Annotated in this window: 26 protein-coding genes, 1 tRNA gene, 1 other RNA gene and 1 pseudogene; 4 read left to right on the forward strand and 25 right to left on the reverse strand. The window is 35.8% G+C overall.

Going from position 1 to position 23968, the window contains the following annotated elements; all coding sequences use genetic code 11:
* From prmA to IGL32_RS07895, 3 genes and pseudogenes are all read right to left on the reverse strand, one after another.
* Positions 1-948: a 50S ribosomal protein L11 methyltransferase gene (prmA, locus tag IGL32_RS07885; RefSeq protein WP_002357075.1), complete on the reverse strand. Its 948-nt coding sequence runs from the start codon at positions 946-948 to the stop codon at positions 1-3.
* Between the two features lie 15 nt (positions 949-963).
* Positions 964-1449, reverse strand: a complete 486-nt coding sequence (locus IGL32_RS07890; RefSeq protein ID WP_002381745.1) for a DUF3013 family protein — start codon at positions 1447-1449, stop codon at positions 964-966.
* Positions 1406-2082 (reverse strand): annotated as a pseudogene (locus IGL32_RS07895) (DNA-3-methyladenine glycosylase). The gene IGL32_RS07890 and the pseudogene IGL32_RS07895 overlap by 44 nt, the downstream one beginning before the upstream one ends.
* 128 nt (positions 2083-2210) lie before the next feature.
* On the opposite strand from IGL32_RS07895, the gene IGL32_RS07900 reads away from it, so the two are divergent.
* The 4 genes from IGL32_RS07900 (at position 2211) to IGL32_RS07915 (ending at position 4744) form a co-directional block, all read left to right on the forward strand.
* On the forward strand, positions 2211-3488 hold the full coding sequence (locus tag IGL32_RS07900; RefSeq protein ID WP_002381744.1) for a replication-associated recombination protein A: 1278 nt from the start codon (positions 2211-2213) through the stop codon (positions 3486-3488).
* A gap of 72 nt (positions 3489-3560) precedes the next feature.
* Positions 3561-3754: non-coding RNA, 6S RNA (gene ssrS, locus IGL32_RS07905), on the forward strand.
* 61 nt (positions 3755-3815) lie between these two features.
* Positions 3816-4094, forward strand: coding sequence for a hypothetical protein (locus tag IGL32_RS07910; RefSeq protein WP_156210008.1), 279 nt, complete (start codon positions 3816-3818; stop codon positions 4092-4094).
* Positions 4095-4270: 176 nt separating this feature from the next.
* Positions 4271-4744: a universal stress protein gene (locus tag IGL32_RS07915; RefSeq protein WP_002357065.1), complete on the forward strand. Its 474-nt coding sequence runs from the start codon at positions 4271-4273 to the stop codon at positions 4742-4744.
* Between the two features lie 111 nt (positions 4745-4855).
* On the opposite strand, the gene IGL32_RS07920 is transcribed toward IGL32_RS07915, so the two are convergent.
* The 22 genes from IGL32_RS07920 to IGL32_RS08025 form a co-directional block, all read right to left on the reverse strand.
* Complete coding sequence (locus IGL32_RS07920) at positions 4856-6043, reverse strand: acetate/propionate family kinase (protein WP_002362052.1); 1188 nt, start codon at positions 6041-6043, stop codon at positions 4856-4858.
* A gap of 24 nt (positions 6044-6067) precedes the next feature.
* Complete coding sequence (locus IGL32_RS07925) at positions 6068-7075, reverse strand: class I SAM-dependent methyltransferase (RefSeq protein WP_002357063.1); 1008 nt, start codon at positions 7073-7075, stop codon at positions 6068-6070.
* Positions 7076-7203: 128 nt separating this feature from the next.
* Positions 7204-7557 carry a competence type IV pilus minor pilin ComGG gene (comGG, locus tag IGL32_RS07930; RefSeq protein WP_002357061.1) on the reverse strand — a complete coding sequence of 118 codons (354 nt, stop codon included), beginning with the start codon at positions 7555-7557 and terminating at the stop codon, positions 7204-7206.
* Entirely contained in the window at positions 7557-7991 is a 435-nt protein-coding gene (comGF, locus tag IGL32_RS07935) for a competence type IV pilus minor pilin ComGF (protein ID WP_002357060.1), read from the reverse strand. The genes comGG and comGF overlap by 1 nt, the downstream gene beginning before the upstream one ends.
* Positions 7981-8352 carry a type II secretion system protein gene (locus IGL32_RS07940; RefSeq protein WP_170310356.1) on the reverse strand — a complete coding sequence of 124 codons (372 nt, stop codon included), beginning with the start codon at positions 8350-8352 and terminating at the stop codon, positions 7981-7983. Before IGL32_RS07940 ends, comGF begins: the two co-directional genes overlap by 11 nt.
* Positions 8353-9106: 754 nt before the next feature.
* The gene (gene hemH, locus IGL32_RS07945) at positions 9107-10048 is read right to left on the reverse strand and encodes a ferrochelatase (RefSeq protein WP_002357056.1); all 942 of its coding nucleotides are present in this window, start codon (positions 10046-10048) and stop codon (positions 9107-9109) included.
* A 29-nt stretch (positions 10049-10077) separates the two neighbouring features.
* Positions 10078-10151: transfer RNA gene (locus tag IGL32_RS07950), tRNA-Ile, on the reverse strand.
* 640 nt (positions 10152-10791) lie between these two features.
* Positions 10792-11043 (reverse strand): hypothetical protein, encoded by a 252-nt coding sequence (locus IGL32_RS07955; RefSeq protein ID WP_002364188.1) that lies wholly within the window; start codon positions 11041-11043, stop codon positions 10792-10794.
* Between the two features lie 71 nt (positions 11044-11114).
* Positions 11115-11315: a cold-shock protein gene (locus tag IGL32_RS07960; protein WP_002357053.1), complete on the reverse strand. Its 201-nt coding sequence runs from the start codon at positions 11313-11315 to the stop codon at positions 11115-11117.
* 836 nt (positions 11316-12151) lie between these two features.
* On the reverse strand, positions 12152-13453 hold the full coding sequence (locus IGL32_RS07965) for a LysM peptidoglycan-binding domain-containing protein (protein WP_002388176.1): 1302 nt from the start codon (positions 13451-13453) through the stop codon (positions 12152-12154).
* A 12-nt stretch (positions 13454-13465) separates the two neighbouring features.
* Positions 13466-13846: a phage holin family protein gene (locus IGL32_RS07970; RefSeq protein ID WP_002378446.1), complete on the reverse strand. Its 381-nt coding sequence runs from the start codon at positions 13844-13846 to the stop codon at positions 13466-13468.
* 10 nt (positions 13847-13856) lie between these two features.
* Positions 13857-13979 carry an XkdX family protein gene (locus IGL32_RS07975; protein WP_002368228.1) on the reverse strand — a complete coding sequence of 41 codons (123 nt, stop codon included), beginning with the start codon at positions 13977-13979 and terminating at the stop codon, positions 13857-13859.
* A gap of 1 nt (position 13980) precedes the next feature.
* A complete protein-coding gene (locus IGL32_RS07980) occupies positions 13981-14376 on the reverse strand; it encodes a hypothetical protein (protein ID WP_002363385.1) in 396 nt (131 codons plus the stop codon).
* 18 nt (positions 14377-14394) lie between these two features.
* A complete protein-coding gene (locus tag IGL32_RS07985) occupies positions 14395-14847 on the reverse strand; it encodes a hypothetical protein (RefSeq protein ID WP_002363384.1) in 453 nt (150 codons plus the stop codon).
* Between the two features lie 16 nt (positions 14848-14863).
* Entirely contained in the window at positions 14864-15604 is a 741-nt protein-coding gene (locus IGL32_RS07990; protein ID WP_002363383.1) for a hypothetical protein, read from the reverse strand.
* A 5-nt stretch (positions 15605-15609) separates the two neighbouring features.
* A complete protein-coding gene (locus tag IGL32_RS07995) occupies positions 15610-17055 on the reverse strand; it encodes a phage tail spike protein (RefSeq protein WP_002378447.1) in 1446 nt (481 codons plus the stop codon).
* Complete coding sequence (locus tag IGL32_RS08000; RefSeq protein WP_002363380.1) at positions 17055-17777, reverse strand: hypothetical protein; 723 nt, start codon at positions 17775-17777, stop codon at positions 17055-17057. The genes IGL32_RS07995 and IGL32_RS08000 overlap by 1 nt, the downstream gene beginning before the upstream one ends.
* Positions 17774-22228 carry a phage tail tape measure protein gene (locus tag IGL32_RS08005; RefSeq protein WP_002398616.1) on the reverse strand — a complete coding sequence of 1485 codons (4455 nt, stop codon included), beginning with the start codon at positions 22226-22228 and terminating at the stop codon, positions 17774-17776. The genes IGL32_RS08000 and IGL32_RS08005 overlap by 4 nt, the downstream gene beginning before the upstream one ends.
* Complete coding sequence (locus tag IGL32_RS08010; RefSeq protein WP_002364305.1) at positions 22215-22520, reverse strand: hypothetical protein; 306 nt, start codon at positions 22518-22520, stop codon at positions 22215-22217. The genes IGL32_RS08005 and IGL32_RS08010 overlap by 14 nt, the downstream gene beginning before the upstream one ends.
* Before the next feature lie 68 nt (positions 22521-22588).
* Positions 22589-22987 carry a tail assembly chaperone gene (locus tag IGL32_RS08015; protein WP_002388187.1) on the reverse strand — a complete coding sequence of 133 codons (399 nt, stop codon included), beginning with the start codon at positions 22985-22987 and terminating at the stop codon, positions 22589-22591.
* A gap of 62 nt (positions 22988-23049) precedes the next feature.
* Positions 23050-23358: a hypothetical protein gene (locus IGL32_RS08020; RefSeq protein WP_002388188.1), complete on the reverse strand. Its 309-nt coding sequence runs from the start codon at positions 23356-23358 to the stop codon at positions 23050-23052.
* Positions 23359-23360: 2 nt separating this feature from the next.
* On the reverse strand, positions 23361-23966 hold the full coding sequence (locus IGL32_RS08025) for a phage major tail protein, TP901-1 family (protein ID WP_002388189.1): 606 nt from the start codon (positions 23964-23966) through the stop codon (positions 23361-23363).
* Between the last annotated feature and the right edge of the window lie 2 nt (positions 23967-23968).

Here is a 23968-nt window from a genome sequence, read left to right on the forward strand (position 1 = left end):
TTACTCTTCCTCTGGTTTCTTCAAGATAATCGCATACCAATCGCCTTGATTAAAGAGTTGGTCCACCACAAACCCGACTTTCGTTAGTGCTTCTAAAACCATTGCTTTTTTATCTTCAATAATTCCAGAAATAATGAAGGTACCGTCTTGTTTTAGCAAACGCCAAGCATCTTCAATCATTAACACAATAATATCTGCCAAAATATTTGCGACGATTACATCAGCAGAATGGTCAATCCCTTTTAGTAAATCATTGGCTGACACATGAACATCGGCCGCAATGGGATTTAAATCCATATTTTCTTTTGCCGCTGCAACTGCTACTTCATCTAAATCATATGCGTAGACGTCTTTAGCCCCTAAATAGCGACTTGCAATACTCAAAACACCAGAGCCCGTTCCTACATCTAGAACTGTTTCGCCACCACGTAAAACAGTTTCTAAAGCTTGCAAGGTTAAACGAGTCGTTGGATGCGTACCTGTACCGAAAGCCATGCCCGGATCCAATGTGATAATTTTTTCTGCTTCATCTTGTGCGTGATAGGCTTCCCAACTTGGCACAATCGTTAAGAATCGTGTGACACGGACAGGATGATAATATTTTTTCCAAGCAGTTGCCCAGTCGCTTTCTGCTACTTCACTAATTGTCATTTCGTTTTTACCAATGGATAAGCCGTACTCAGGCAAGCGTAAAATATTTTCTTTCATAAATGGTAAAATTTCTGGTAAGAAGGTTGTTTCAGGAAAATAAGCCATCACAATCGCTCCTTCTTTAATGTGGGTGAATTGCTCTTTATCTAAAATTTCCCCATACAGATCACTTTCAAAATTTTCAATGTCCAACGCATCTTCAATGGCCACGCCACTTGCGCCAGCTTCCATCATAATGTTTGAAATTGCTTCAACTGCTTCGCTAGCCGTTTCTACTTTTACTTCTGTCCACTTCATGTTCTCACCTCTAAATTAATAACTTGGATACGCAATCCATTGTTCTTTTTCTGTTTCTGCCACTTTTTTAATCATCGCTTCAAAATCTGCTGGCTCCCAATGCAATTCAAAAACTTCCGCTGTTTCATCTGATAAAAAGTCTAACAAATCACTTTGCCCTTCATCTAAAACCACTTTTAAATAGTGAATGAATCCGTCTAAAACTGCTTTGCGTAGTCCTTTCTTTCCTTCATAAGGAATTGTGACTAAATAATCTCCATCATCAACGACTGACTTTTGCGGATTGTAAAATAACAAGCCATCTTCAAATTCAATAAATTCTTCTTCTGAAAGCGTACCATCAACATCATCAATCGCCACTTGCTGATTGTTTTCTGCATATAAACGAACAATGACTTCGATGGTATGGTTTTTACGATCCCAATCAAGGCCTACTTCGTAATCTCCTAAGTGTTTTTCAAGTTGTTCCTCTAAGTATGTGAGCATTGTTGCTTTTTTCATTTTCTTCATCCTTCCAGCCAAAATCTATTTGGTCTACTGCTGTTTTTTTTGTTTAGAAATATATGGATTGCCAGCCACGACGTATCTTAAAGGCAACTCGGTCCAACGACCTTTATTGGGAATTCCAATTCGTGGTAGTGCCTCAATTTTTTTCGGAAATTTTCGTTTTTCTGGCACGAGCCGTAACGAACTAGAAAAAATCGACTGCCCATATAATTGCTTATCAATTCCTAAGGCTGCAACTAATTTACCTGGTCCATTGGTCAATTCCACGCCTTGACGTCCTTGGCGATTTTCAATCATTTTGTCGACACCTTCAACAGGTTCAATCGCGCGGATCATCACCCCTTGTGGTTTGCCTTGCTCTTGTGTCACCATATTTAAAATTAAATGCGTGTGCATAGTATATAAATAAATCGTGCCTGGTTTGTCATACATGGCTTGTAAGCGTGGCGTTTTTCTCAAGCCAAAGCTATGGGCCGCCTCATCATCAGGACCTAAATAAGCTTCTGCATCCACAATGTACCCACCTAAAACACCTGTTGCTGTTTCGTGCTCTAAATACATCCCTAACAAGTATTGCGCCACTTCTTCAGTTGTTTTTGTGTTAAAGATATTTATCGTTTCTTTCATTTCTTTCACCACTCCCTATCATACACGAAACCTTCCGCTATATCCATCTAAAACCCAAAAAACCACCAAAAAGCGAATGTACGTTCTTTATGTTATAATAAGATGATTATGAAAAAGGAGGTCCTTTTATGCAACAACCTTTAGCCTATCGAATGCGACCTCGTCACTTAGACGAAGTAGTTGGTCAACAACATTTAGTCGGCCCTGGTAAAATTATTCGTCGGATGGTCGAAGCCAAAATGCTTTCATCGATGATTCTTTACGGGCCGCCTGGCACTGGAAAAACCAGTATTGCCAGCGCAATCGCTGGTTCAACAAATTATGCCTTTCGCATGTTGAACGCGGCCACAGATACTAAAAAAGATTTACAAATCGTTGCTGAAGAAGCCAAAATGAGTGGCACAGTGATTTTACTGCTTGATGAAATTCACCGATTAGATAAAACAAAACAAGATTTTTTGCTCCCTCATTTAGAAAACGGACGAATTATTATGATTGGAGCCACTACCGAAAATCCATATATCACAATTAATCCTGCGATTCGTAGTCGTACGCAAATCTTTGAAGTAAAGCCCTTAACGGAAACAGACATTCAGCAAGCGATTCAAGAAGCCTTAACCGATAGCACACGTGGCTTAGGCAATTATCCTGTCCACTTAGAAGAAAAAGCATTACAACATTTGACACGCGCAACGAACGGTGACTTACGTAGTGCGCTAAATGGACTAGAATTAGCTGTTAAATCAACACCCAAAAATGAACAAGGCGAAATTAAGATCACCTTACCGATTATTGAAGAGTGCGTGCAACGAAAAGCCTTAACCCATGATAAAGATGGCGATGCCCATTATGATGTAATTTCCGCTTTCCAAAAGTCGATCCGAGGAAGCGATGTAGATGCTGCACTTCATTATTTGGGTCGCTTAGTTGAAGCAGGTGATTTACCGATTATTTGTCGTCGTTTAATGGTCATTGCTTACGAGGATATCGGTCTTGGGAATCCTGCGGCGGCCGCTCGGACGGTCACCGCTGTTCAAGCCGCCGAAAAGCTAGGGTTTCCAGAAGCTAGAATTCCTCTAGCCAGTGTCGTCATTGATTTATGTTTATCGCCAAAATCAAATTCTGCAGTCACAGCGATTGATGCTGCTTTGGCAGATATTCGACAAGGCTCTGTGGGAGATGTTCCTGATCATTTACGTGATGCCCACTATGCTGGAGCCAAAGAATTAAACCGTGGCATTGGTTATCAATACCCACATAATTTTGAAAACGGTTGGGTCAATCAGCAATACTTACCTGACAAATTAAAAGAGGCACGTTATTACGAACCGATTGATATTGGTAAATATGAACAAGCCTTACATCAGCAACTCAAGCGTATCCAAGAATGGAAACAGAAAAAATAACAAAATAATACGCTTTCAAAAAAAGAAACAATCTCGTTGCCGATTTTGAGAGAGTATGCTATTATAAAGATGGTAAATCTGTGATGTACGCGTTGTCCTTTCACTGTGTTGACCGAACATTTTTATTGATATCTAGGGATCCTGCTTGTATCAAAGTTGGTAACATGCCTTTTCTTTTGGTAGTTCAATACTGCGATCGAGGAACCCACCTGCTTATCTTGCGGGTTCAATACTCTAGGACGATTACCGGCATCGACGGATTTTACCATTTTTATGTAGATTTCTAAACAATTTGCTCTGGCAAGTTGTTTTTTTTTGGAGGACAAGATGATTCGTATACTCGTACTATTACTCGCCGTTGTCACAGGCGTAGCCAGTTATTATTTGATGAAGAAAAGTGCAGCTTTTTTACCACTCTTAAAAAAAGAAACTGCAACAGAAAGTCAACAGTTTATCGAACGTTTTGGGCGTTATTACTTGATTATCGCCATTCTAGGTGTTCTAGCGGCTATTTTTAATCGCCCGTTATTGTCAATTGGTTTTATCATTTTTGTTTTATTACTTTCAACGTTGTTTAGTTTAACTTTTGCAAAAAAAATGTCATAAAAGACGATGAATTTAAAACTTCGTTCAAAAAGATTTTTTTGAACGAAGTTTTTTTTACAAAAAAATGCCAATATTCAGAAAAAAAGAAGCGGTTTCAGTTTCTTTTTTTCTTTGTTTGTTTTACAATTATTATAGAAACAATTAATGATTTTTTTACGCTGAAAGGAGCGGTTATTATGTTACAACAATATCAAAAAATTATGATAGCAATCGATGGTTCTGACGAAGCAGACTTAGCCTTTAAAAAAGCGGTCAACGTCGCTAAACGAAACGATGCTGAATTACTATTAGCACATGTTGTTGATACGCGCTCTTTCCAATCAGTGTCCTCTTTTGATGGTGCGCTAGCAGAAGAAGCAATGTCAATGGCAAAAGAAACCTTAGACACCTACCAACAACAAGCGGTGGATATGGGACAAACAAAAGTCTCTAGCGTTCTAGCCTATGGTTCTCCTAAGAATATCATTGCCAAAGAATTACCAAAAGAATACAACATTGATTTAATTATGTTAGGAGCAACTGGATTAAATGCCGTTGAGCGTTTATTTATTGGCTCTGTCTCTGAATCAGTTATCCGTAACGCTAGCTGCGATGTTCTCGTTGTACGGACGGATTTAGACAACAAATTACCAAAAAATGAAGAAAAATAAAAAATAAGAAAAAACTGAGCCAACTATCACTTTTGATAGTTGGCTCAGTTTTTTCTTATTTACCTATTAAGCACACCTTGTGAGAGTGTCTCACAAGGTGTGTTCGTTTAATTATTTTAGACGTTCTACGTCACGGGCAATCATTAACTCTTCATCAGTTGGTACTAATAGAAGCTTGATTTTTGAATCATCAGTTGAGATAACTGCTTCTTCACCGTGTACATTATTTTTGTCATTATCGATTTCACAACCAAACCAAGTCATGCCATCAATAATATCTTTACGAACGCCAACTGCATTTTCACCGATTCCAGCAGTAAAGACAATCGCATCAACGCCATTCATAACAGTGACATAGCTACCAATGTATTTACGAATACGATCGATAAAAATGTTGTATGCTGTTTGAACTTCAGGTTTATCTAAGTTTGATTGAATATCGCGCATGTCGCTTGATAAACCATTTGTTAAACCTAATAAACCAGATTTTTTGTTTAAAATATCAACCATGTCTTGTACATCAGTCAAGCCAAGTTTTGTCATTAAATAAGGCAATAGTGACGCATCAACATCCCCTGAACGAGTCCCCATTGTAACGCCAGCAAGAGGAGTGAAGCCCATTGATGTATCGACTGATTTACCACCATCAACTGCAGTGATTGAAGCACCATTACCTAAGTGACAAGTGATAATTTTTAAGTCTTCAATTGGACGACCTAACATTTCTGCAGCACGTTGAGAGACATAACGATGACTAGTTCCATGTGCCCCATATTTACGTGCAGCAAATTTTTCATAGTATTCACGCGGTACACTATATAAATAGTTGTGTTCTGGCATTGTTGTGTGGAACGACGTATCAAAGACTGCCACGCTAATGATTTCTGGTAAGATATGTTTAAATGCTTTAATCCCCATCGCATTCGCTGGGTTGTGTAAAGGTGCTAATTCAGATAAAGCTTCAATTTTTTCTAATACTTCGTCTGTAATAACAACAGAATCTTTAAATTCTTCTCCACCAGCAACTACACGGTGACCAACACCAGTAATTTCATCATAAGAACCTAAAATGTTTAAGTCGATTAATTGGTCTAATAACATTTTTACTGCCACTTCATGGTTATCAATATCAACAATTACTTCATATTTTTGTCCTTCACCATATTTAATTGTGAAGATAGAATCTTTTAAGCCAATACGTTCAACGATTCCTTTAGCGATCACTTCTTCATTTGGCATTTGGTATAATTGCCATTTTAAACTTGAACTACCTGCATTAATTGCAATTGTTTTAGACATAATTTTCTCCTCTTCGTTACTATTTTATTTTAAATTTGAAGCTTTCCAAGCTTCAAATTGTTTAAAGAACTCCGTTACTTTATTGATATCTTTCAAAGAGGCAAGTTTTGCTAACAAAACTTCCTTCACTTGCTCAGCATCTGCACCCTTGTTTTGAACAAGCAAGATACTTTTACGTGATTGTTCTGACTTAAACAATTCATCAGGTAACTGTATCATTCCTTGTAAATAGACATTTTTTGTCAACCAATTTTTAAAGAATTCACTTTGCTCAGTCTCTAAAATATTGGTCGGGATTAAGAATAAGCCAAACCCTGCTGGCTTCACGTATTTCATGGCTTGTTCCATTAATAAATGATGCGCATAACTATGGCCTTCCTCCGCAGCAGCAGCAAATCCCTTTGCTCGCTCATCATTTGGATAATAGCCAATCGGCAAGTCACTTAATGCTAAATCAACTGGATCCAATAACAAATCTTGCAATCCGTCTTGATGGAACAACTGAATATTGGCTTGTGACCAAGCATTGTTCACAGAAGATACTGCCAAAAGTGTTTCATCGATATCCACACCATAACCAGAAACTTTGTAACCAGCTGTTTCAAGGTTCAGCAGAACCGTTAACAGTAAATTTCCCATTCCTGAAGCAGGATCTAAAATTTTTAATGGCTCTGATTTATTTGTTAATTGTTCTACTAAATAAACAAACAAAAAGCCAATACCGTCTGGCGTCAATTGATGATTTGCTTGAAGCTGCTCTTTTCTCGTTCCTTTTAGCAAAAGTAATTGGGACAAGCGTCGCACATCTTCAGGAGCTAAATCAATTTTTTTAATCGTATGATACAGCGTTTCTAATTGTTTCACTGTCTCTGGATTAGGTACTCCGTCAAGTACTCGTACTTGAAAATCATCTAAAATATTTTCACCATTTTCAATATACGCATCTAAAAAAGAAGTATCCAATGACTGTTGCAATAACTGGATTGCTTGTTCCATTGGCTCGAAAGCCTCTTCAATTTTTTCTGGGAACAAATTAGCACCTCTATTCTATTCAAAATGTAACAACTTCCATACCTGTTTTATTTTAACGAAAAAAGAAAGAATAATCAATGCCTTTACTGTCTTTCTTCTAAAATCTAATAATTTGTAGAAAAACAACGCTATTCCAGTATTGTTTCCGCTTTTTTTTGATGAGAAACTCTCTCTTGATATTGGTATTTTCGACCAGATTTGTTTAATAAAACAGTTATTCTTAATTGTTCATTTTTGTATGTATAATCGAGGGTCACTTGCGCGTATACGAGCCTTTCTTCTGTTTTTAACTTTCGTCTATTTTGTTTAACATCTGCAAGAAATAAATGAAAGATACTTTTCCCTGCATAGTATTCCTGGGTAGCTTGCGTAAATTTTTGTGTTAACTGACGTTCTTCTAGTAACTGAAGGGCGAGAAAACTCATCAAATAAACAATGGCCATGGCCGTGAACAATAAGTTTCCTGAATATTTTTGCCTCATTAAAATTCTCCCTTTATCGGAAAAAAACTATCAAATGTTTTTCCAGAAGTAAAAGTAACTTCCAAAGTAAACGATTGTCCTTCATTTTTAAACTGTCCATTTTTGATACCAATTAACAGCGGTTGATAGCCTTTACCATTGACTCGCTTAATAATTTTATCTTCTTTGATTTGAATTGAAATAGTCTTGTTTGTTTCTGAGTCGAGGAAAGAAATCTCTTGAGCAGAGCCTGTTTGGAAAACGAGCTTTTGACATTCTTTTTCTAATTGAATTAAAAAAATATGCCAGGATTTCGAATCATTGTTTTTCAAATATTGATTTCCGATAAAACTTTGTTGAATCATCAACTGAAACAATTGACACATACAACTTAAAACGACTAGTGCTACTAAACACTCTAACATCGTAAAACCCGCATATTTTTTATTGACCAATCAAAATCGCTCCTCTTGAATCTGTGACTTTTAGTATCCTTCTTCCATCGTTCTCCATCAAAGAAAATCGGTAAGTTTCTCCTTGATATATCCGCTCTTTGAAACGTAAATCACCCGTCTGCTCTAAAAATAAAATTGCTTCGTATCCTAGACGAGTGCGCGTTAATTCTTGCTCCCGTTGATAATTTTGCTGAATTAATTGTGTAATAGTCAGGGAGAATATCCCTGCTATCACACATACAATACTAAAACTAACGAGACTCTCTAATAAAATAAAACCGCTATAAATAGTTAATTTTCTTCGTATATTTGCCACTCCCCATCTGAAATTCCGTAACAATTTAAGGAACAAAAACATCATACAATACGCATTAAATAGCTGTTTTGTCATTTTTGATAATCTAAGATATGTAAATAATACCGCAAATCTGTGGTAAATTTTGTGGTAAAAATACACGTATGAGTATTTGACATTTTATTGAGTTTAGAATACGGCTAACTGAAATAGTTTGCCTACAAGGCGACTACGAAAAAAAGACCTTATTCTTAAAAGAATGGAGGTCTTTTTTGTATTATAATAATAAGCACACCAACTGACTTTTAGGCTTTTGTTTCAATTTTGTAAGTCAATCGTTAGATATATCAATGGATAAGTAGAATATTTCATTCTATTCTCTTTTTGAGGTGAATATAATGAAAAAAATAATTAAACATTTTATGAAACCTGTTGAAATTTTTGAAACATTAGATGATGACATTGGGATGTTTTTAATCATTTCTATTTGCACAGCTCTGATCTTTACTTTCTTTAGTAAATAAAAAATGTGTTAAATAAATTCTCAGATACTTTCCGCAGTATATCAAATTAGGAAGTCAAAAATATCTCAAAAGAATTGACTTTTCATACAACGTATTTTTATGGATCATACAGGACTCGAACTGCAGTGCAAAAAAATCAAGCTTTTTTAAGCGGCTTATTTCCTATGCTGAACTGGAGATAAGCCGTTTAATTTTTGCTTAATTCTACTATATGCTATACCAGTAAATATATTCGTGCAAAACCTGAATAAATTGTTTAATAAATTCAAACTAAAATAAAAAACTGAAACAAATTACTACAAAGAAATAATGTCCTTTACTAATTTTGCAAATTCAATATCCCCATTAAATGGATGAACATATTTGTAGAATTCCCCACCATTTTCTAAAAAATAGTTTCTGTTTTCGTGTTCCAATTCTTCTATTGTTTCTAGACAGTCTACAACAAACCCTGGTGCAACAATTAATATATTTTTAATACCTTTTGATGGTAATTTTTTCAAGGTATCATCAGTTGCTGGTTTTAACCATTCAGATGGCCCAAATTTCGATTGATAGGTTTGGTAATAAGGAATATCTCCTAATTTATCCATTATTAATTTTGTTGTTTTAGTACATTCCTCCGGGTAGTTATCGCCATCTTTTACATAAGACATAGGAATTCCGTGGTATGAAAAAACGATAGCATCTATTGGACTTTCATTCAAAGCTTCATTTATTTTTTTTGAAAAGTAACCTATATACTGTGGATTATTGTAAAATGATCGAATAAATTTAATATCCACTATCCTATCACTTTTTATAAAATAATTCATAACGGAATCAAACACTGATCCTACCGTTGTCCCAGAGTATTGCGGATACATTGGTATGACATTGAGTTCTTCAATCTCTTTTGATAATAATGTATCTAGAGCAGTTTCTATACTCGGTTCACTGTATGACATTCCAATTGTAACTTCCACTTCTGGACATATATTTTTCAAATTTTCCATTTGTTTCTCAGTATATTCCAAAAGAGGAAATCCATTTTCAGTACAAATTTTTTGATAGAGTTTTGCTGATTTTTTTGGACGTATATTCAAGATAATACCGTTCAAAATCGGTTTCCAAATTATAGGATGTATTTTTATTACTCTTCTATCTGATAAAAAAGTTTTTAAATACTTCCTTACTTCCGTCTTGGAAGAATCTTTTGGTGTTCCTAAATTCACTAAGAGAATTCCTGTTCTTTTCAAAATAATTCACTACCTGTCTAATTCTATTATCGACCATGATGAATTCGAACCATCGACCGAATAGTCATGAGCCATTTGCTCTAACCAGCTGAGCTAATGGTCCAAGTAATAACTAGCTTATTGGGGATAAAATAGTTCTTACTAGTTATAGCTTAATATATAACAATTTTACTTTACTGATTTTCAATTTTCAACAAAAAAACGACCACCTTATTGAGAAAAGGCGGTCTGCGTGAAAAAATAAGAGTTTAAATATGTATAGATATTTTACAATATCTATTTTTTGAGTTCAATATTTTTATGTAAAAAAAGCCGCCTCATTGGGGTAAGGCGACAAGAGGTAGTAATAAAATGAAAAATAAAATTGTTTGGTAAAGATATTTTACCTCTTTCTTTTTTTAATTTCAAGTTTTCATTTTACAAAACAATTGTATTTTATTTATAATTCAAATATACAACTGTATTAAAAACACCTACTAAACATACACAACTTGGGGAAGTATTGTGCGTCTTAAGTAGGTGTTTTCTATATACACAAGATAATTTCGTTTTAACTACTATGATAAATTCGAACCATCAACCTAATGGTCATGAGCCGTATGCTCTAACTAGCTAAGCTAACAATTTTTAAATAAAAAATAACAGATCCTTTAACATGTAAAGAATCTGTTTAGAAAAAAGAGTATGCCATAAATCCTTGTCTTAAGTTTAACACAAAGACCCTAATCTAAACTAGGGTCTTTTTATTGGTACATCGATAATAGTTTCTCATAACTAATTACTGTTTTTTCTTTTTTGTTTTTTGGCTTAGAACTGTCTATAATATTAATTACTGCTGAATTAATTAATAAAACAGCTATTATACCACTTCTAATTTCTTTTCTGTAAATAAATGATACTTTCTGTCCTTCTTCAAACTGTTTACTTTTATCTGATGGTATAACTTCTTTCCATGTTCCAAATCCCATATGATGATCTCCTTTCGTTTTCAACATTCAGAGCCTATCAATTTAATCTTATAAAAAAAACGTTCCAATTAAATTGGAACGTTTTACCAAAACCTTTATTATGCTTTAAAAATATTAACAGCTTGCATACCGCGCTGTCCTTCTTCAATATCAAAAGTTACTGCTTGTCCTTCTTCTAATGACTTAAAACCATCCGCTTGAATTGCTGAAAAATGAGCAAATACATCATTGCCATCTTCACCTGTAATAAATCCAAAACCTTTGTCTGAGTTAAACCACTTTACTGTACCGTTGTTCATATATGTTTCCTCCTTGTGCATACCCTGTATGCGATTTGTTGCAAAAAATGTTTGATAAGCAAAAGGAGAATTATAGTCTTATGTATAGCGCTCTCGTTACATGTCAAAATTGATTACTTATTTATAATACCATACTATTTCCTATAAAGCAAATGAGTGTATTAAAACATGATGGACCAATACTATAAAAAGGTTATAATCCATCTACTCTAGACATGAAATATAAATATACGATACAAAAACCCCCTTGCACAATTATGATACAAGGGGCCTGTAGTCTTTTACTACAAGTAATTGCTTTATTATTCTAGCAAATTAGTTTTGTTAATTCAACCAATAAAATCATTCACGACTTATTAACAAAATTGTGTTTGGCTTTAAATTAGAACTGGGATATTAAGGAATATCGCTAAAGTAGCTATACTACACTTTTCCACTTATTTAAAAGGAAACTGTTCTCAAGTAATAGTAGCTTAGAAATAGTCTAATTCTATTTTTATTAGGATAAATTCCGTACACATTATCCTTTTCATAAATTCAAGCTTAACCTTGTTATAAAAAAAGAAAATCGGTTATGATTAACAAGTAAAATCTAAAAAAAACACCTACCGCACAGTCAACTGCTTGGGGAAGTACGTGCATCTGTGGTAGGTGTTTTCTTATGTAATACAATAGCTTTAAACTAAGCTACTTATTAGTAAAATTAAAATGCTCCTACCTAAGAACTTGTCATAAGATAGGAGCACCTCTTTTCTAAATCGAAAAGAGTCATAATATGAAAAGGTAACTCTATTGTAAATGAGCTACCTCTAAATTTCAACTGATTTTGCAAAAAATCAATGGCTCAATGTTTGACCAGGATAAATCAAGTTAGGATTTGCTAATCCGTTTAATGCAGCTAAGGTTTGATAAGTCGTACCAAGCTTAGCTGCAATACTTGATAAATTATCACCGTATTGAACTGTGTAAATGTTGCTTACTACTGATCCATTTACTTTCAAAATTTGGCCAGGGTAAATAAGATTTGGATTTGTCAATCCATTTAATGCAGCCAATGTTTGATAGTTTGTTCCGTATTGGTACGCAATGCTCGATAATGTTTCGCCATATTGAACCACGTGTGTTGCTTCTGGTTGCTTATTGGGAACAGTTGTAGCATCTGGCAACAATTCAATATCGCCTTTGCTAATCCATGACAAGATACCTTCTAGCAATACTCTGCTTCCAGTTACTTCTTGCACTTTGTAGCTGTTTCCTTTTACCCAATCTGGAATAGCTTCACCAGTTGCCCAAGCATCGACATTAAATTTTACTTTGACGGTATCACCAACTTTAACATCAGAATTCGGTGTTTTTTCGATTTCTTCACCTGCATCTGTTGCTGGCGTGTCCGTTTCTGGTTTATTGGTATCTGTATAACCACTATCCGTAATTCCTGTTAAATCTACGTTACCATCTAAACCACCTGCAATATAAGCGGATGTGAATTGCCAAATGCCAATACCATCCATGCTTGGGAAATAAGCATACAATGGATTTGGTGACACACCATCAATAGGATACGCAGCAATCCATAAAGAGTTAGGAAACTCTTTGATGATTTGTTGATAGTTTACATGATTTAGTGTAAATGGCTTATAGCTGTAATACATTGGAGTATAGCCAGCCTGTTTGATTCTGCGCATACCGTACAAAATTGTCTCTGTATTTGCTGCTTTTTCGGCATCTGAACTTACATATCCTCCATATCCATCTGGAACACTAGCCAACGCTCCATGTTCAAAGTCTAATGCAACGATGGAATTTTTAGGCGTTTGAATACGCGGCAAGAAGTAATCCATTGTTGTTTTCGCAATATCCATGTTTCCCCAAGTGTCATACCAAATGTAGGTATGCGCACGTTTGCCTTGGGCAATAGCACTTGCTACTTGCGTTTTATAGGTATACTGCTCGTAAATACCACTAGCATTGTAGCCACCAATCTGGGCAATAGCGAATTTATCATGCGCATAGCCAAAACGACCTTGTTCGCCTTGATAAATCGCCCAGTCAACGCCTTGGTCACCTTTTGCAGCAAATACATTTAAAGGAGTAACTGCTACCAACGCTACAATAATCAACGTTACAATTTTTTTCATAAAGACACCTTCCTATTTTTTATTTTTTAAATTTTTTATGAAATCTTCAAATAGCTCCGTAACTACTCCCATCTTCTGATAGTTCTCAAATATCGATTTAATTTCCATCATCAGATAGCCAACATACAGAACATATAATAGCCCCACACCAGCGCCACCAGGTACTAACGGTGCTAAGGGAATGAAAAAAAGCAGCAAGACAATACTTGCTACTTTCCTTAATATTCCGTTGATCCCTATTTTACTTTTAAACTCAATTTCTGGATTTATCTTGGCTGCGATAGTGCCGCTAATAAAATCAATAGTCATTGCAATACAAATCAACATTAAAACATATACTGCTTTATAATCTGGGTCTGCTACAAAACGCTCCAAAAAATCAAATAACGCCAAACCTACTTACCTACTTTCCGACAATTTCTTTCGCTTCTTTTTCTGTAATGCAAAGTGGGACAAACTCCATTACTTGTTCATCTGTAAAACAGCCCCAGTCATACATCATTTTAATGTCATCAAATGTAAACATTTTATTCCACTCCTTCTGCTAATTTTTCGTTAATTTCTTTTACCTGATTGGTTAATTGATTAATCGCAAGCATTGATTTTGCACTAATTTGCGCAAAATTATCTGCTTTTTTCGTTACTTCTGAAAGCTCTTTTTTTAAATTCACGTCATTAACCATGAGTTTTGAATTCAATTGTTTTAATTCCGCATTTTCGGCTTGTAATACCTCAATGTCGGTTGGTGGTGTTGGCTCTGGTTGTGGTGCATTTTCTGGATCATGAATCAATTGTGCGCCATCATAACGCCAATTCATAAAATCAAACGGTTCTTTTTTCACTTCAAGCTCAACATTATCTGGTTGTTCCATTGTAGAATAACCTTCTAAATAGCCAATTCTATTTTCAATCCAAATTTTCATAGCTAACTTTCTCCTTTCTTAAATTGCATACACCCGTGTCAATACAAAAGTTTTTGAAGCAGTATTATTATTTTTATGGCCTAAAATTTGCGTATTGCTTATATAAATATATTTGTTGTATTTTGCTCCATTCAATGTTTCTAAATGATGAACAACCGCACGACCTCCAAATTCCACTATATGCGTTTTTGGAACAAATACATAGTTCAAATCCCAATTGTCTCCTAGGCTTGTACTTGTGTTATATGGTTGATATAAAAATAACCAGCCAGAAAGACATTGATCCAATGGTAAACTCGGATTAATTGATTGATTTTCCCCCATATACCATGCTCCTGACCAAACTTTTTTACCTACATTTAAAATATTTGTTTCAGATAACTTATTTAGTAACTTTTCAAGACTATCAAAATTTTCTTCAATAGCTTCTGCTCCGTTCTCCATCCCTCGATAAATTCTGGTTAATTCCATATTCTCAACATCCTTTCTATATAATTAAATCAAACACTATGGATCGACTATTTTTTTCATCTATAAGTAAATATTTATATTCATTAATTTTTACTGGTAAAAATTCCGTTGTATAATCCAAAGGAATAGATACAATGCACTCTGAAGAATTAACATGTCTTACAGTGCTTTGAATTGATTGAGAAGCACTACCGCCAAATAACCCTGTTGGTTCTGTACCTAAAGGCAGTACACCTATACCATGTGTCCAAGTACGAACATTAACGACTGGTTGAGCTCCTAAATTGTGAACAATAGTTACATCAAAACCAACTGGAATTACAGAAGCAATAATATTTTCAAAATATTCTAGCCGTTCATCCAACGTTTTAAAATTCCCCAAACGTTCACTACTTCGAGCATCGATAACTTCGCTATCTGTTGTAGCATTTGCGATTACATCTTTAAAACGTTCCTCTAAATTGGTTTGACGTTGTTCTACTTTAGATTGGCGTTTTTCTGTATTTTCAGAAATAGCCTTTATTTTATTAAATAAAACACTGGTATACTCCATCATACGAGCTAAAGATTCTCGAACATGTCGTCGATACATCTTTGTTCGAATCCACAAAGCGAACGTTTGAGAAATAGGATCAATCACACCGTTTTTTATTTCATCTTGCACCTCATCGACATCGGTCGGGTCTTGATAATCAACTGTTGTATTTGGTTCATTTGTTGGTCGAGTATCCTTAAATTCTTGTGCCAACCGTCTCACCTCTCTTATTTTTCTAATTTCTCTACGCGCTTAATTAAATCGTCTAACGCCTTTTTCATCTCAGTTTGAGCAGTACCTACAGATTCGACTGTATTTGTTAAATCACTTGCTAATTGTTTAAAGGCTTCCGTCGATTCTGTCACGGTTGTTGATAATTCACTGGTTAAGTCTTCCAAAGAACTAACTTTACTACTTTGAACAGATAAATCATTGTCAAATTCTTCCTGTCTTTTTATCAACTCTGATATGTTTTGAACTCCTGCCGTCGCAAATTTTTTTACGTTTACTAAATTGGATTGAATAGCTTTTATTTCGTTTTGATAATCGGTCAGTTTTTTCTTTTTCGAACCAATAGTCAAAGTAACCTTTTGCGGTTCTAAAATACTAAATTTTTTCTCAATCACTTGTAATCGTTCTACAGCATAAATAAATTGATTATCTACTTTATAACTGTTTCCTAAAGTGATTAATTCATACCGTTTATCCAATAGCCCTAACTCAATGGCTTCAACTGTCCAAGTTACCAGCATCAAGCTTTGGTCTTTTAGCCATTGCAACCCTCGACGTTTTAAAATTGATGGGTCTTTGACATTTGAAAATTCTACAATACCCGTGTTTAATCCAAATTTTTTGATTAACGCTTCATCATCAAGGTAATTCTTACCGCCATTTACTTTTTCGATGGTGTATTTAGGTCGTGAAAAATCTGTTCCCACTTCAATATCAGTATTTGACGTATCTTCAATATCTTGACCGACGGGCACAATCCTTGTAAACAATTCAGAAATATCAATATCTCGAGTAGCACTTTTTAGATTTTTGGTTAACTGTAAAGGAGTTTCACTGTTCACACCATAATTAGATAGATAATCTAAATAATTTATATTTCCAACGCGTCGAAGTGTTAACGTACCGCCCAGCCTATCCAACAATTTTTCTTTAATGGTATCCGCTGTACTTTGATAGCCTAATCCTCTTAGCAAGTCCCCATTATCTACAACATTCACTTCACCAAGCCGAAACTGCTTATGCGCTTCAACTTGTTTATTGTGTGCATCGAGTATTTTTTGTAAATAAGCAGATACAGTCATCCGTGTTGGTTTCATATAGGTTTGAACAGAATCATATAAAAAAGCTTTCTCATCCTCCGCTAAAAGAGTTTGAGAAAAGCTTCCTGATGCTTCCATTTTATTCGTGATTTTAGCAACTCTACCATAAAAAATTTCTTTATTTCTTGTAACATCCAGAATCTGGATAAAGTGAATAATCGGCTCAATCTTTTGATAGTATTTATTGTTAATATTAAAGGTAAATTCAAAAGTAGAAATTCCTAATCCGTTAAGCGATAAATATACTTCACTATCTTTGATTTTCTCACCATAGCTATATGGCTCATGAACAATCTTTGGATTCTTTCTGTTCGGATTATCAAACAATAATACTCGATACATTAGACCATCACCTCACTAGACATAAAGAAAGAGATATGACCTTCGCCATAAATAGTTAAGTGGTTGGTCCCTCTTTTTAATTTAAAGAAATAATCTTGCGATTCGCCTTTCGGAACTTTTATTGTTGTTCCGTCATCAGTAGTTAATTGCATTGTAGACGTTGCCTTTATTGTTGGACTAGAAGCATTCGCTCCCATATTGATAAGAAAAATTTCTCTTTTTCCGTGAATATAGTAGCCTGTCCAATTGTCGGCGCTATCGTCTGTGAAATAGTCCTCGTCAAAGACATCGGAATAAGAAATATTTTCCCTTAAAGCAAAAGGATACACGTCAAATTCTACGGTTAACGTTAATGAATTACTTGACGAGTCATCTTCTGCTTTCACACTTTTGCATTTTCCATACCAGCGAAGCCCTGAACGTAACCAAGAATCATCAATGTAATCAATTCCATCCATCATCAACTCTTCTTTTACTTTCGCCTCTAATGCCTTTCGTTCTTCGTATGGCGTATTAGGTCGCCAAAAAGTAACAGTGACAATGCGATTACTAAAAATTCGTTCTCCTGTAAGCATGGAAAAATCATACTGACCTTGCATGAAAGGGATCTGTTCAATAATTTCCACTTCTTCCGCTGAAGGAGCATCGTGTTCAATAATGTAGAAACCATGTTCTTTGCTATTAAAACGACCTTTGGCCATATATTCTACAATTTCAATCAACTACGATACCTCCCATCTTGCTTTTGTTGTTCTGCTAAATTAAGATTCATTGGGCTACCTAGCGCTCCCACTACTTGGCCAGTATCCATCACGACAGTTAAATGTCGTATTTCTTCTAAAATTTCTACCATTTTTCCCATTGGCGTATTATCTATAGAGTGTTTTACCTCAATTGCATTTGAACGTTTCATCAAACGGCTATCCGTAATAGATTGATGAATACTTGAAATCATATCTTTTGCACTTTGTACGGCAACCGACGTATCTTCTCGAATACCTGCAGCTACACCTTGTGCAAGGAAAACACCAACATCATATTTCAATAGGCGTGATGGTGATTTAATTTTTGCTTTTTTCTGTGCTTCTGCATTAACGGCGGCTACTAAATTTTGCATAGCAGCCACTGCTTCGCCCTGACTTGCACGAATACCAGAAGCAACACCTCTAGCCATATTTGAACCTACAGGGCTCATATCTACAGAACCTGCACCCTGACTTACCGCATTTCCTAAAGACCTTCCAGCATTATTTGCAGGGGGTAACTGAGTTAAATATCCTTGAATTGTTGCCGCACCTAGCTGACTTCCAGAATTCTTCGCATTTCCTTTTTCAGAATTCATTCCAGCATTTGTCTGTTGAGCATTGCTTTTACCAGCATTTTTATGTTCATTACTTTTACTTCTTGTTCCAGAAGCAGCTGCACTACTATTATCAGCGGCAGCTTTCTTAGAATTAGATTTTTGCGAAGATTGACCACTATTCATCGAAGACATCAATTCTTTACCAACATTATTAAGTTGTGTTTTTCCAGAGTTTAATCCATCAATTAACTGGTTTTTCCCGTCTTGACCATTTCTAAATAAGTCAGGAGGCAACGCTTGTAAAGTATTCACAATGTCAGCTCTTGACATATTCGCCCACTTCGTTGGATCATTACTTTGCAATCCCTGAACCAGTCCGTTAGAGCCATCAATCCCTCGTTGACGTAGCATTCCTGCCAATAAAGCCATTTGTTGGTCAATGCTAGCACCATTATTTACATAAGATTGATAAATGCCTAAAAGCTGTTGGTCTGTAACGCCTTTAAGTTGTGCTAAATTATCAGCTGTCACTGCAATTTTATTTGCACCATTTTGTGAAATAATCGATAGAAGTTGAGCTCCTTGCTCTAATTCACTTTGTCGTATTTGAGCATTTTGCGTTTGTAATTGTGTAATTTGATTTTGGAAAGCTGCTTTTTCAGATTCTGTTTTTGCTTGGTTCTTTTGTGTTTCTAGTTGCTGAATTTGGGCGTTATTTTCTTGCACTTGTTGCGCTTGAATTTCCCCAAGCGTTCGCAAGCTTGTCAAAGTTTGTTCTTTTTCTTGCTCGCTTAATGCTTGTTTATTAGCCAACTTATTCATACCAGCCTCAACAAATTGTTGGTTCTGTTGTAATAATTGATCACGAATAATATTCGTTTGATTTTGCAAAGTAGCTCTTTGCTGTTCTGTCAATTCTTGACCCTCTACTGTTTTATTATTCTTCAATTGGTTAGAATAATCAGTATATACCTTCAATAAATCACTATTATTCGTTTGAACAGCTTTCATATACTGGCTTGAAGCATTGGCAAAAATCTTTTGCTTCTCTGCTTCTGATTTTCCTTCTGCCGCTTCAATTTGCTTGTTATAGGTTTCAACAGCCTTTTTCTGTTGTTCCTTTAAATTCGTAACTAAATCAAGTGTATTCTTGAAATAAGTTTCTACGCCAGCCGTACTACCATTTTGCTGTGAGAAAAGTTCAGTCATTGCCTGTTTAGCTTCATCAAGTTTTGAAGAATAATTTTCAACACTTGAAGAGGATTCTTCCATATTTAACGAAATTGCTTTAGTAGTGTCTTTGGACTTTTTACCTAATTCTTCGGTGCTTTTAGCAGCTTTTTTTAAGGCAGAATCAGAAAACATTGTATCCCAATCTTTTTCAATATCAGATAAGCTTTTCTTCATATCTTTAAATGCTTTATCAGCACCTTTAGAATCGCCTTTTAATCGTTTCCAAAGTCCTTTTACACCGTTTGAAATTGCCATTATTGCATTTACTACCGTTTTTCCTACAGTAACGATAGTACGTAAGCCATCTACAAAACCTGCTATTGCAAAAGTGACACCAACAATTGCGCCAGTACCTAACCATTTAAATGTATTTCCTAATCCTTTTATTGTTTTAGTAACACTCGCAGAGCTAGGAAGTACACTTTTAAACGATTTTACTATTCCGCTAAAAGCAGTTTTCACGTAGCCTTGAATGTTCATAAAATTGGATTTCCAAGCTTGCACTACACCAACTATCGTAGCGGTTATTGCTACTAAAATTGCTGTTATGGGATTGCTCAACATAGCTCCTGTTAAACTAGCTATAGATCGTATACCCGTTACCGCAAATGTTCTAAAACCTCCACCTGCTTTTGAGGTGGCTACGCCAAGCCCTGATAAAACCGTTCCCGATTTGCCAGCTGCAGAGGATAGGTTTCTTAGCGACCCTACAGGATTAATAACAACAGAGGCAAATTTCGCTAATTTGCTGTTAGATAATTGTAAAGAAGCAGAAAAAGAACGGAAAAAGTTAGTAACTTTATTCCCTTCCCCTAGCATATTTAGCTGTCTTTGACTTGCTCGTAGATTTGCTCTAAATGTATCTAGCGTAGGAAAAAGACCTGAAATAGTCTCTCCTAACGTGGTAAATCTTGTTAATACATTTACATTAACTCCTGCGCTTTCAAGCCCTGCTAGATTTGATTTATATTTAGAAACAAACCCTTTTACAGCTTGTAATGCACTACCAGAGCCATTAACAATAGGTTTAGTAATAAATTGCTGCCACTTGCTATCAATATTCCCTGCGGTTTCAAACATTGTCGAAATCGTTTTGCCGAAAAATCTTGTCATTTTCCCAAAAACTTTTAACACAGGGCCAGCAGAAGCGGCTAACGCAGCCATTTTCAAAATGAACTCTTGCGTTTTTGGATCAGCTGATGCAAAAGCTTCTGCCATATTTGCTAAAGCTTCAATCATAGGCTTAGCAGCACTTATCGCACTATTTAATGCGGCTACTAATGGACCGCCAAACGTAATTGCTACATCATTTAATTGACCACGTAAAATCTTTAACTGTGATTCTGTAGTTCCGTATCGTTTACCAGCTTCTTCTGCTAGAGCTGTATTTTCGTTAAACGCTTCGTTACCTCGTTTTACAGCCCCTTCAAAGACATCACTTGCATTGGCTGCACGTAATAAACTATCACGTAATCTAACTTCTGTAATTCCCATATCGTCGAGCACTTTAATAGCTGATATTCCGTGTTTTTCCGAGTCTTTTAAGCCCTGGATAAATTCAATTAGTGCTTGAGATGGATTGCTTTTGAATAATTGTGCAAACTCTTCACTAGTTCGACCTGTTACATTTGCAAAATCTTCCAGACTACCTGATGCTTTGCTAGCTTCTTTATACATTTTCTTTAATTCTGAGGTAGGTATTCCCATTTGCTTAGAAACTGCCGTCAGTTCTTTTCCACCCCAGTTTACAGCATGCACAAAAGATTCCCAAGACACGCCTTGCTCTGCTACTGCTTGTTTCAGAGGCGCAAAAGCTTCAACTCCTGTTTCAGTTGCTAATTGCATTTGTACCATTAATCTAGAGAATGCCGATCCGCCCGCTTCGGCTTCTATACCAACAGATGATAACGCCGCCGCAAAACCTACAATGTCTCCTTCGGTCATGCCAATTTGTTTTCCTGCACCTGCTAAACGTAAGCCCATCTCTGTAATCTCTGATTCGGTAGTCGCTAAATTATTACCTAAGTCAACTATCGCTGAACCAAGATTGCTAAATTTATCTTGTGACATTTGCGTAATGTTAGCAAAACGAGCTAGGGATGTAGCCGCTGTATCTGCAGACATATTTGTTGATTCGCCCATATCGATCATTGTTTTAGTAAATCCGACAACTTTATCAGTTTTTATTCCTAACTGTCCAGCTGCTTCTGCTACTTTTGCAATTTCTTCATGACTAGTGGGTAATTCTTTTGCTAAATCTCTAAGGCCTTTTTCTAAATCATCATAAGAATAAATGACTTTACCGTTAGAATCGACCATCTCATCGTTGGTCTTTTTAACTCCAGTAAAGGCACTTTCCCATTTTACCGCTGCGGTTGTTACTGCGCCAACGGCACCCGCAATTGGGAGTGTAATACCTTTAGTCATCGAACCGCCGACTTTTTCAATGCTTTGGCCGATACTTGCGGTTTTATCACCGAAACTTTTCATCGCACCATTCACTGTATTCAAATTACTAGGAATATCAGAAGCATTTGAATTAAGTTTTTTTAGCGAAGACACAGCGCCATTCATCGCACTGGTAAAATTGTTATCACGTGCTGTAAGTATGGCTGTTACCGTTTTACTTTGTGTCACGTTGTTTCCTCCTTTCCTCAACAATTTTTCTTGCTTGTTCTAATCGACGAGCGTTTTCTTCTAGCTCACTTAGCTTTTCCACTTCTCGTTGCGAGATTTCCCCTCGCACATCGCGTTCAAGCTTTTCAAAGTCATAGACATCTTTCACTTCGTTAAAAATATAGCGTTGCCCTTTTTCATCTGGTGTTGTAAAAATACGTGTAGCTAATGCGTTAACGTATAGTTTCCTTTCTTCGTTAATTGCACGTAAATTTACAGCTTTTATCCGTAAATTAAATTCATAAGGAGTCATACGCTCAATTTCTTTTAAAGTGATATTGGGGAAATGTTGAAAACAAGTGACAACTATTTCGTCATAATCTAGGCTGTCGTTTCTTGTTGATTGGCTTGTATCTGTTCCATGTAAGCTATGATTTTTTTGATTGCTTCTAGTGATTTTTTCGTCCGAAGAGCCGTTAACGGTGCTTGCTCCAAGAAAGAGATAAAATTTTCAAACAACGTTAAAGCCTCTTCCGACGTTTCTAAGTAGTCGTCAATTTCTTTCGTTGTTAAGTCATCATAAGTAATTAACGCTGCGTGCATTAATTTTTGAAAGGCAAAAGCGTCGCCATCTTGTAACCCACCAACCAATTGAACGAAGCCGTCTACTTCTTCAACGTCAGGTTTTAATGCGTTAATTTCGTTTAAAAATTTAAAACCGAAAATCAAAGGATATTTTTTTCCGTTAATTGTTGCGACAGGTTTTACGTTTGTTGACATGTAAAATTCCTCCTAAAAAAGCGACAATGCCTTCACATTGCCGCCTACTTCCTGATTTTTAATTATGGTACTAATGCTAATAAATCTGTTTTCGTTGTTTTTCCTGTAAAATCAATACCGTGAGCGGTTAACCATTCTTTGATTTCAGGAATAGTATTTGCTTCTGTTGGTTTATTTTCCAAAGAGCGCCCCGCCAATACGGTAAAAGCTGGAATAGCTACTTTTTCAGATTCTTTTTCATCTTGCACACGTACAATATGGTACGTTCCTGCTGCTACTTTTGCTCCTGCATCAAGTCCTGTAATAGTTAATGGACTTGCTCCTTCAACTACTTTTTCACTACCTTTGTAAATACGATAAATAATTGCCATGATTATTCTTCCTCCTTCACTTTTACAACGGCGCCATCTGATATCGGCGTTACACTTTCAACTTTAGGTACTTCAATTGTTTTTGGTGTGTATTTTTCTACAGGCTCTTCTGGTTCCGCACCAGCCACTGTGTCGTAGAAGAAAGCACGCGCAAGTTCTTCATTTTCGGCGTCAACCGTTGCCCAACCTTCTACTAGGTCACCATTTAAAACTAGAGTTGGTTTAATACTTGAATTAGAATCGGACTCGGCAGAATCTCCGAATGAATCCAACAAGCCTGTGCCAAATTCCGCTTCGTATTTTCCTGTTTTCGGGTCTTTTTTATCAAAATTAATGCGCCATACATCAATTTCTAGCCCGTTACGATACGCATATTTCAACATGTTGTAAGTTTCTGTGCCTGTCCGTAAAAATTCCATTTCTATGGAAGCTGACGGCATTCCTGAGGTAGGAACATTCCCGTCTTTTGTTGATTGTGTATCTGTTTTTGTTTCTGACTTATATTCGTGTGAAATTTCTAAAGCTAATAACTTCGCTGCTGTTGTCGCACGTTCACGTGTTAGTCGAAACATTAACTTAATTTTTTTACCTTGAATTGCTTTTTCCATTT

The organism is Enterococcus sp. AZ035 (genome assembly GCF_050548325.1).
Lineage (GTDB): Bacteria > Bacillota > Bacilli > Lactobacillales > Enterococcaceae > Enterococcus > Enterococcus faecalis.

Bases quoted from the DNA above. Each gene is read 5' to 3' on its own strand.
- IGL32_RS07965 (WP_002388176.1), bottom strand. From the start codon at position 13,453: ATGAAAAAAATTGTAACGTTGATTATTGTAGCGTTGGTAGCAGTTACT.
- IGL32_RS08020 (WP_002388188.1), bottom strand. From the start codon at position 23,358: ATGGCAATTATTTATCGTATTTACAAAGGTAGTGAAAAAGTAGTTGAA.
- IGL32_RS07975 (WP_002368228.1), bottom strand. From the start codon at position 13,979: ATGTTTACATTTGATGACATTAAAATGATGTATGACTGGGGCTGTTTT.
- IGL32_RS08025 (WP_002388189.1), bottom strand. From the start codon at position 23,966: ATGGAAAAAGCAATTCAAGGTAAAAAAATTAAGTTAATGTTTCGACTA.
- IGL32_RS07955 (WP_002364188.1), bottom strand. From the start codon at position 11,043: ATGTTGAAAACGAAAGGAGATCATCATATGGGATTTGGAACATGGAAA.
- IGL32_RS07900 (WP_002381744.1), top strand. From the start codon at position 2,211: ATGCAACAACCTTTAGCCTATCGAATGCGACCTCGTCACTTAGACGAA.
- IGL32_RS07890 (WP_002381745.1), bottom strand. From the start codon at position 1,449: ATGAAAAAAGCAACAATGCTCACATACTTAGAGGAACAACTTGAAAAA.
- IGL32_RS07980 (WP_002363385.1), bottom strand. From the start codon at position 14,376: ATGAAAATTTGGATTGAAAATAGAATTGGCTATTTAGAAGGTTATTCT.
- IGL32_RS07920 (WP_002362052.1), bottom strand. From the start codon at position 6,043: ATGTCTAAAACAATTGCAATTAATGCAGGTAGTTCAAGTTTAAAATGG.
- IGL32_RS07985 (WP_002363384.1), bottom strand. From the start codon at position 14,847: ATGGAATTAACCAGAATTTATCGAGGGATGGAGAACGGAGCAGAAGCT.
- comGG (WP_002357061.1), bottom strand. From the start codon at position 7,557: ATGAGGCAAAAATATTCAGGAAACTTATTGTTCACGGCCATGGCCATT.
- IGL32_RS07960 (WP_002357053.1), bottom strand. From the start codon at position 11,315: ATGAACAACGGTACAGTAAAGTGGTTTAACTCAGACAAAGGTTTTGGA.
- IGL32_RS07910 (WP_156210008.1), top strand. From the start codon at position 3,816: ATGATTCGTATACTCGTACTATTACTCGCCGTTGTCACAGGCGTAGCC.
- IGL32_RS08015 (WP_002388187.1), bottom strand. From the start codon at position 22,987: ATGTCAACAAACGTAAAACCTGTCGCAACAATTAACGGAAAAAAATAT.
- IGL32_RS07940 (WP_170310356.1), bottom strand. From the start codon at position 8,352: ATGATGTTTTTGTTCCTTAAATTGTTACGGAATTTCAGATGGGGAGTG.
- prmA (WP_002357075.1), bottom strand. From the start codon at position 948: ATGAAGTGGACAGAAGTAAAAGTAGAAACGGCTAGCGAAGCAGTTGAA.
- IGL32_RS07915 (WP_002357065.1), top strand. From the start codon at position 4,271: ATGTTACAACAATATCAAAAAATTATGATAGCAATCGATGGTTCTGAC.
- IGL32_RS07995 (WP_002378447.1), bottom strand. From the start codon at position 17,055: ATGTATCGAGTATTATTGTTTGATAATCCGAACAGAAAGAATCCAAAG.
- IGL32_RS08010 (WP_002364305.1), bottom strand. From the start codon at position 22,520: ATGACTCCTTATGAATTTAATTTACGGATAAAAGCTGTAAATTTACGT.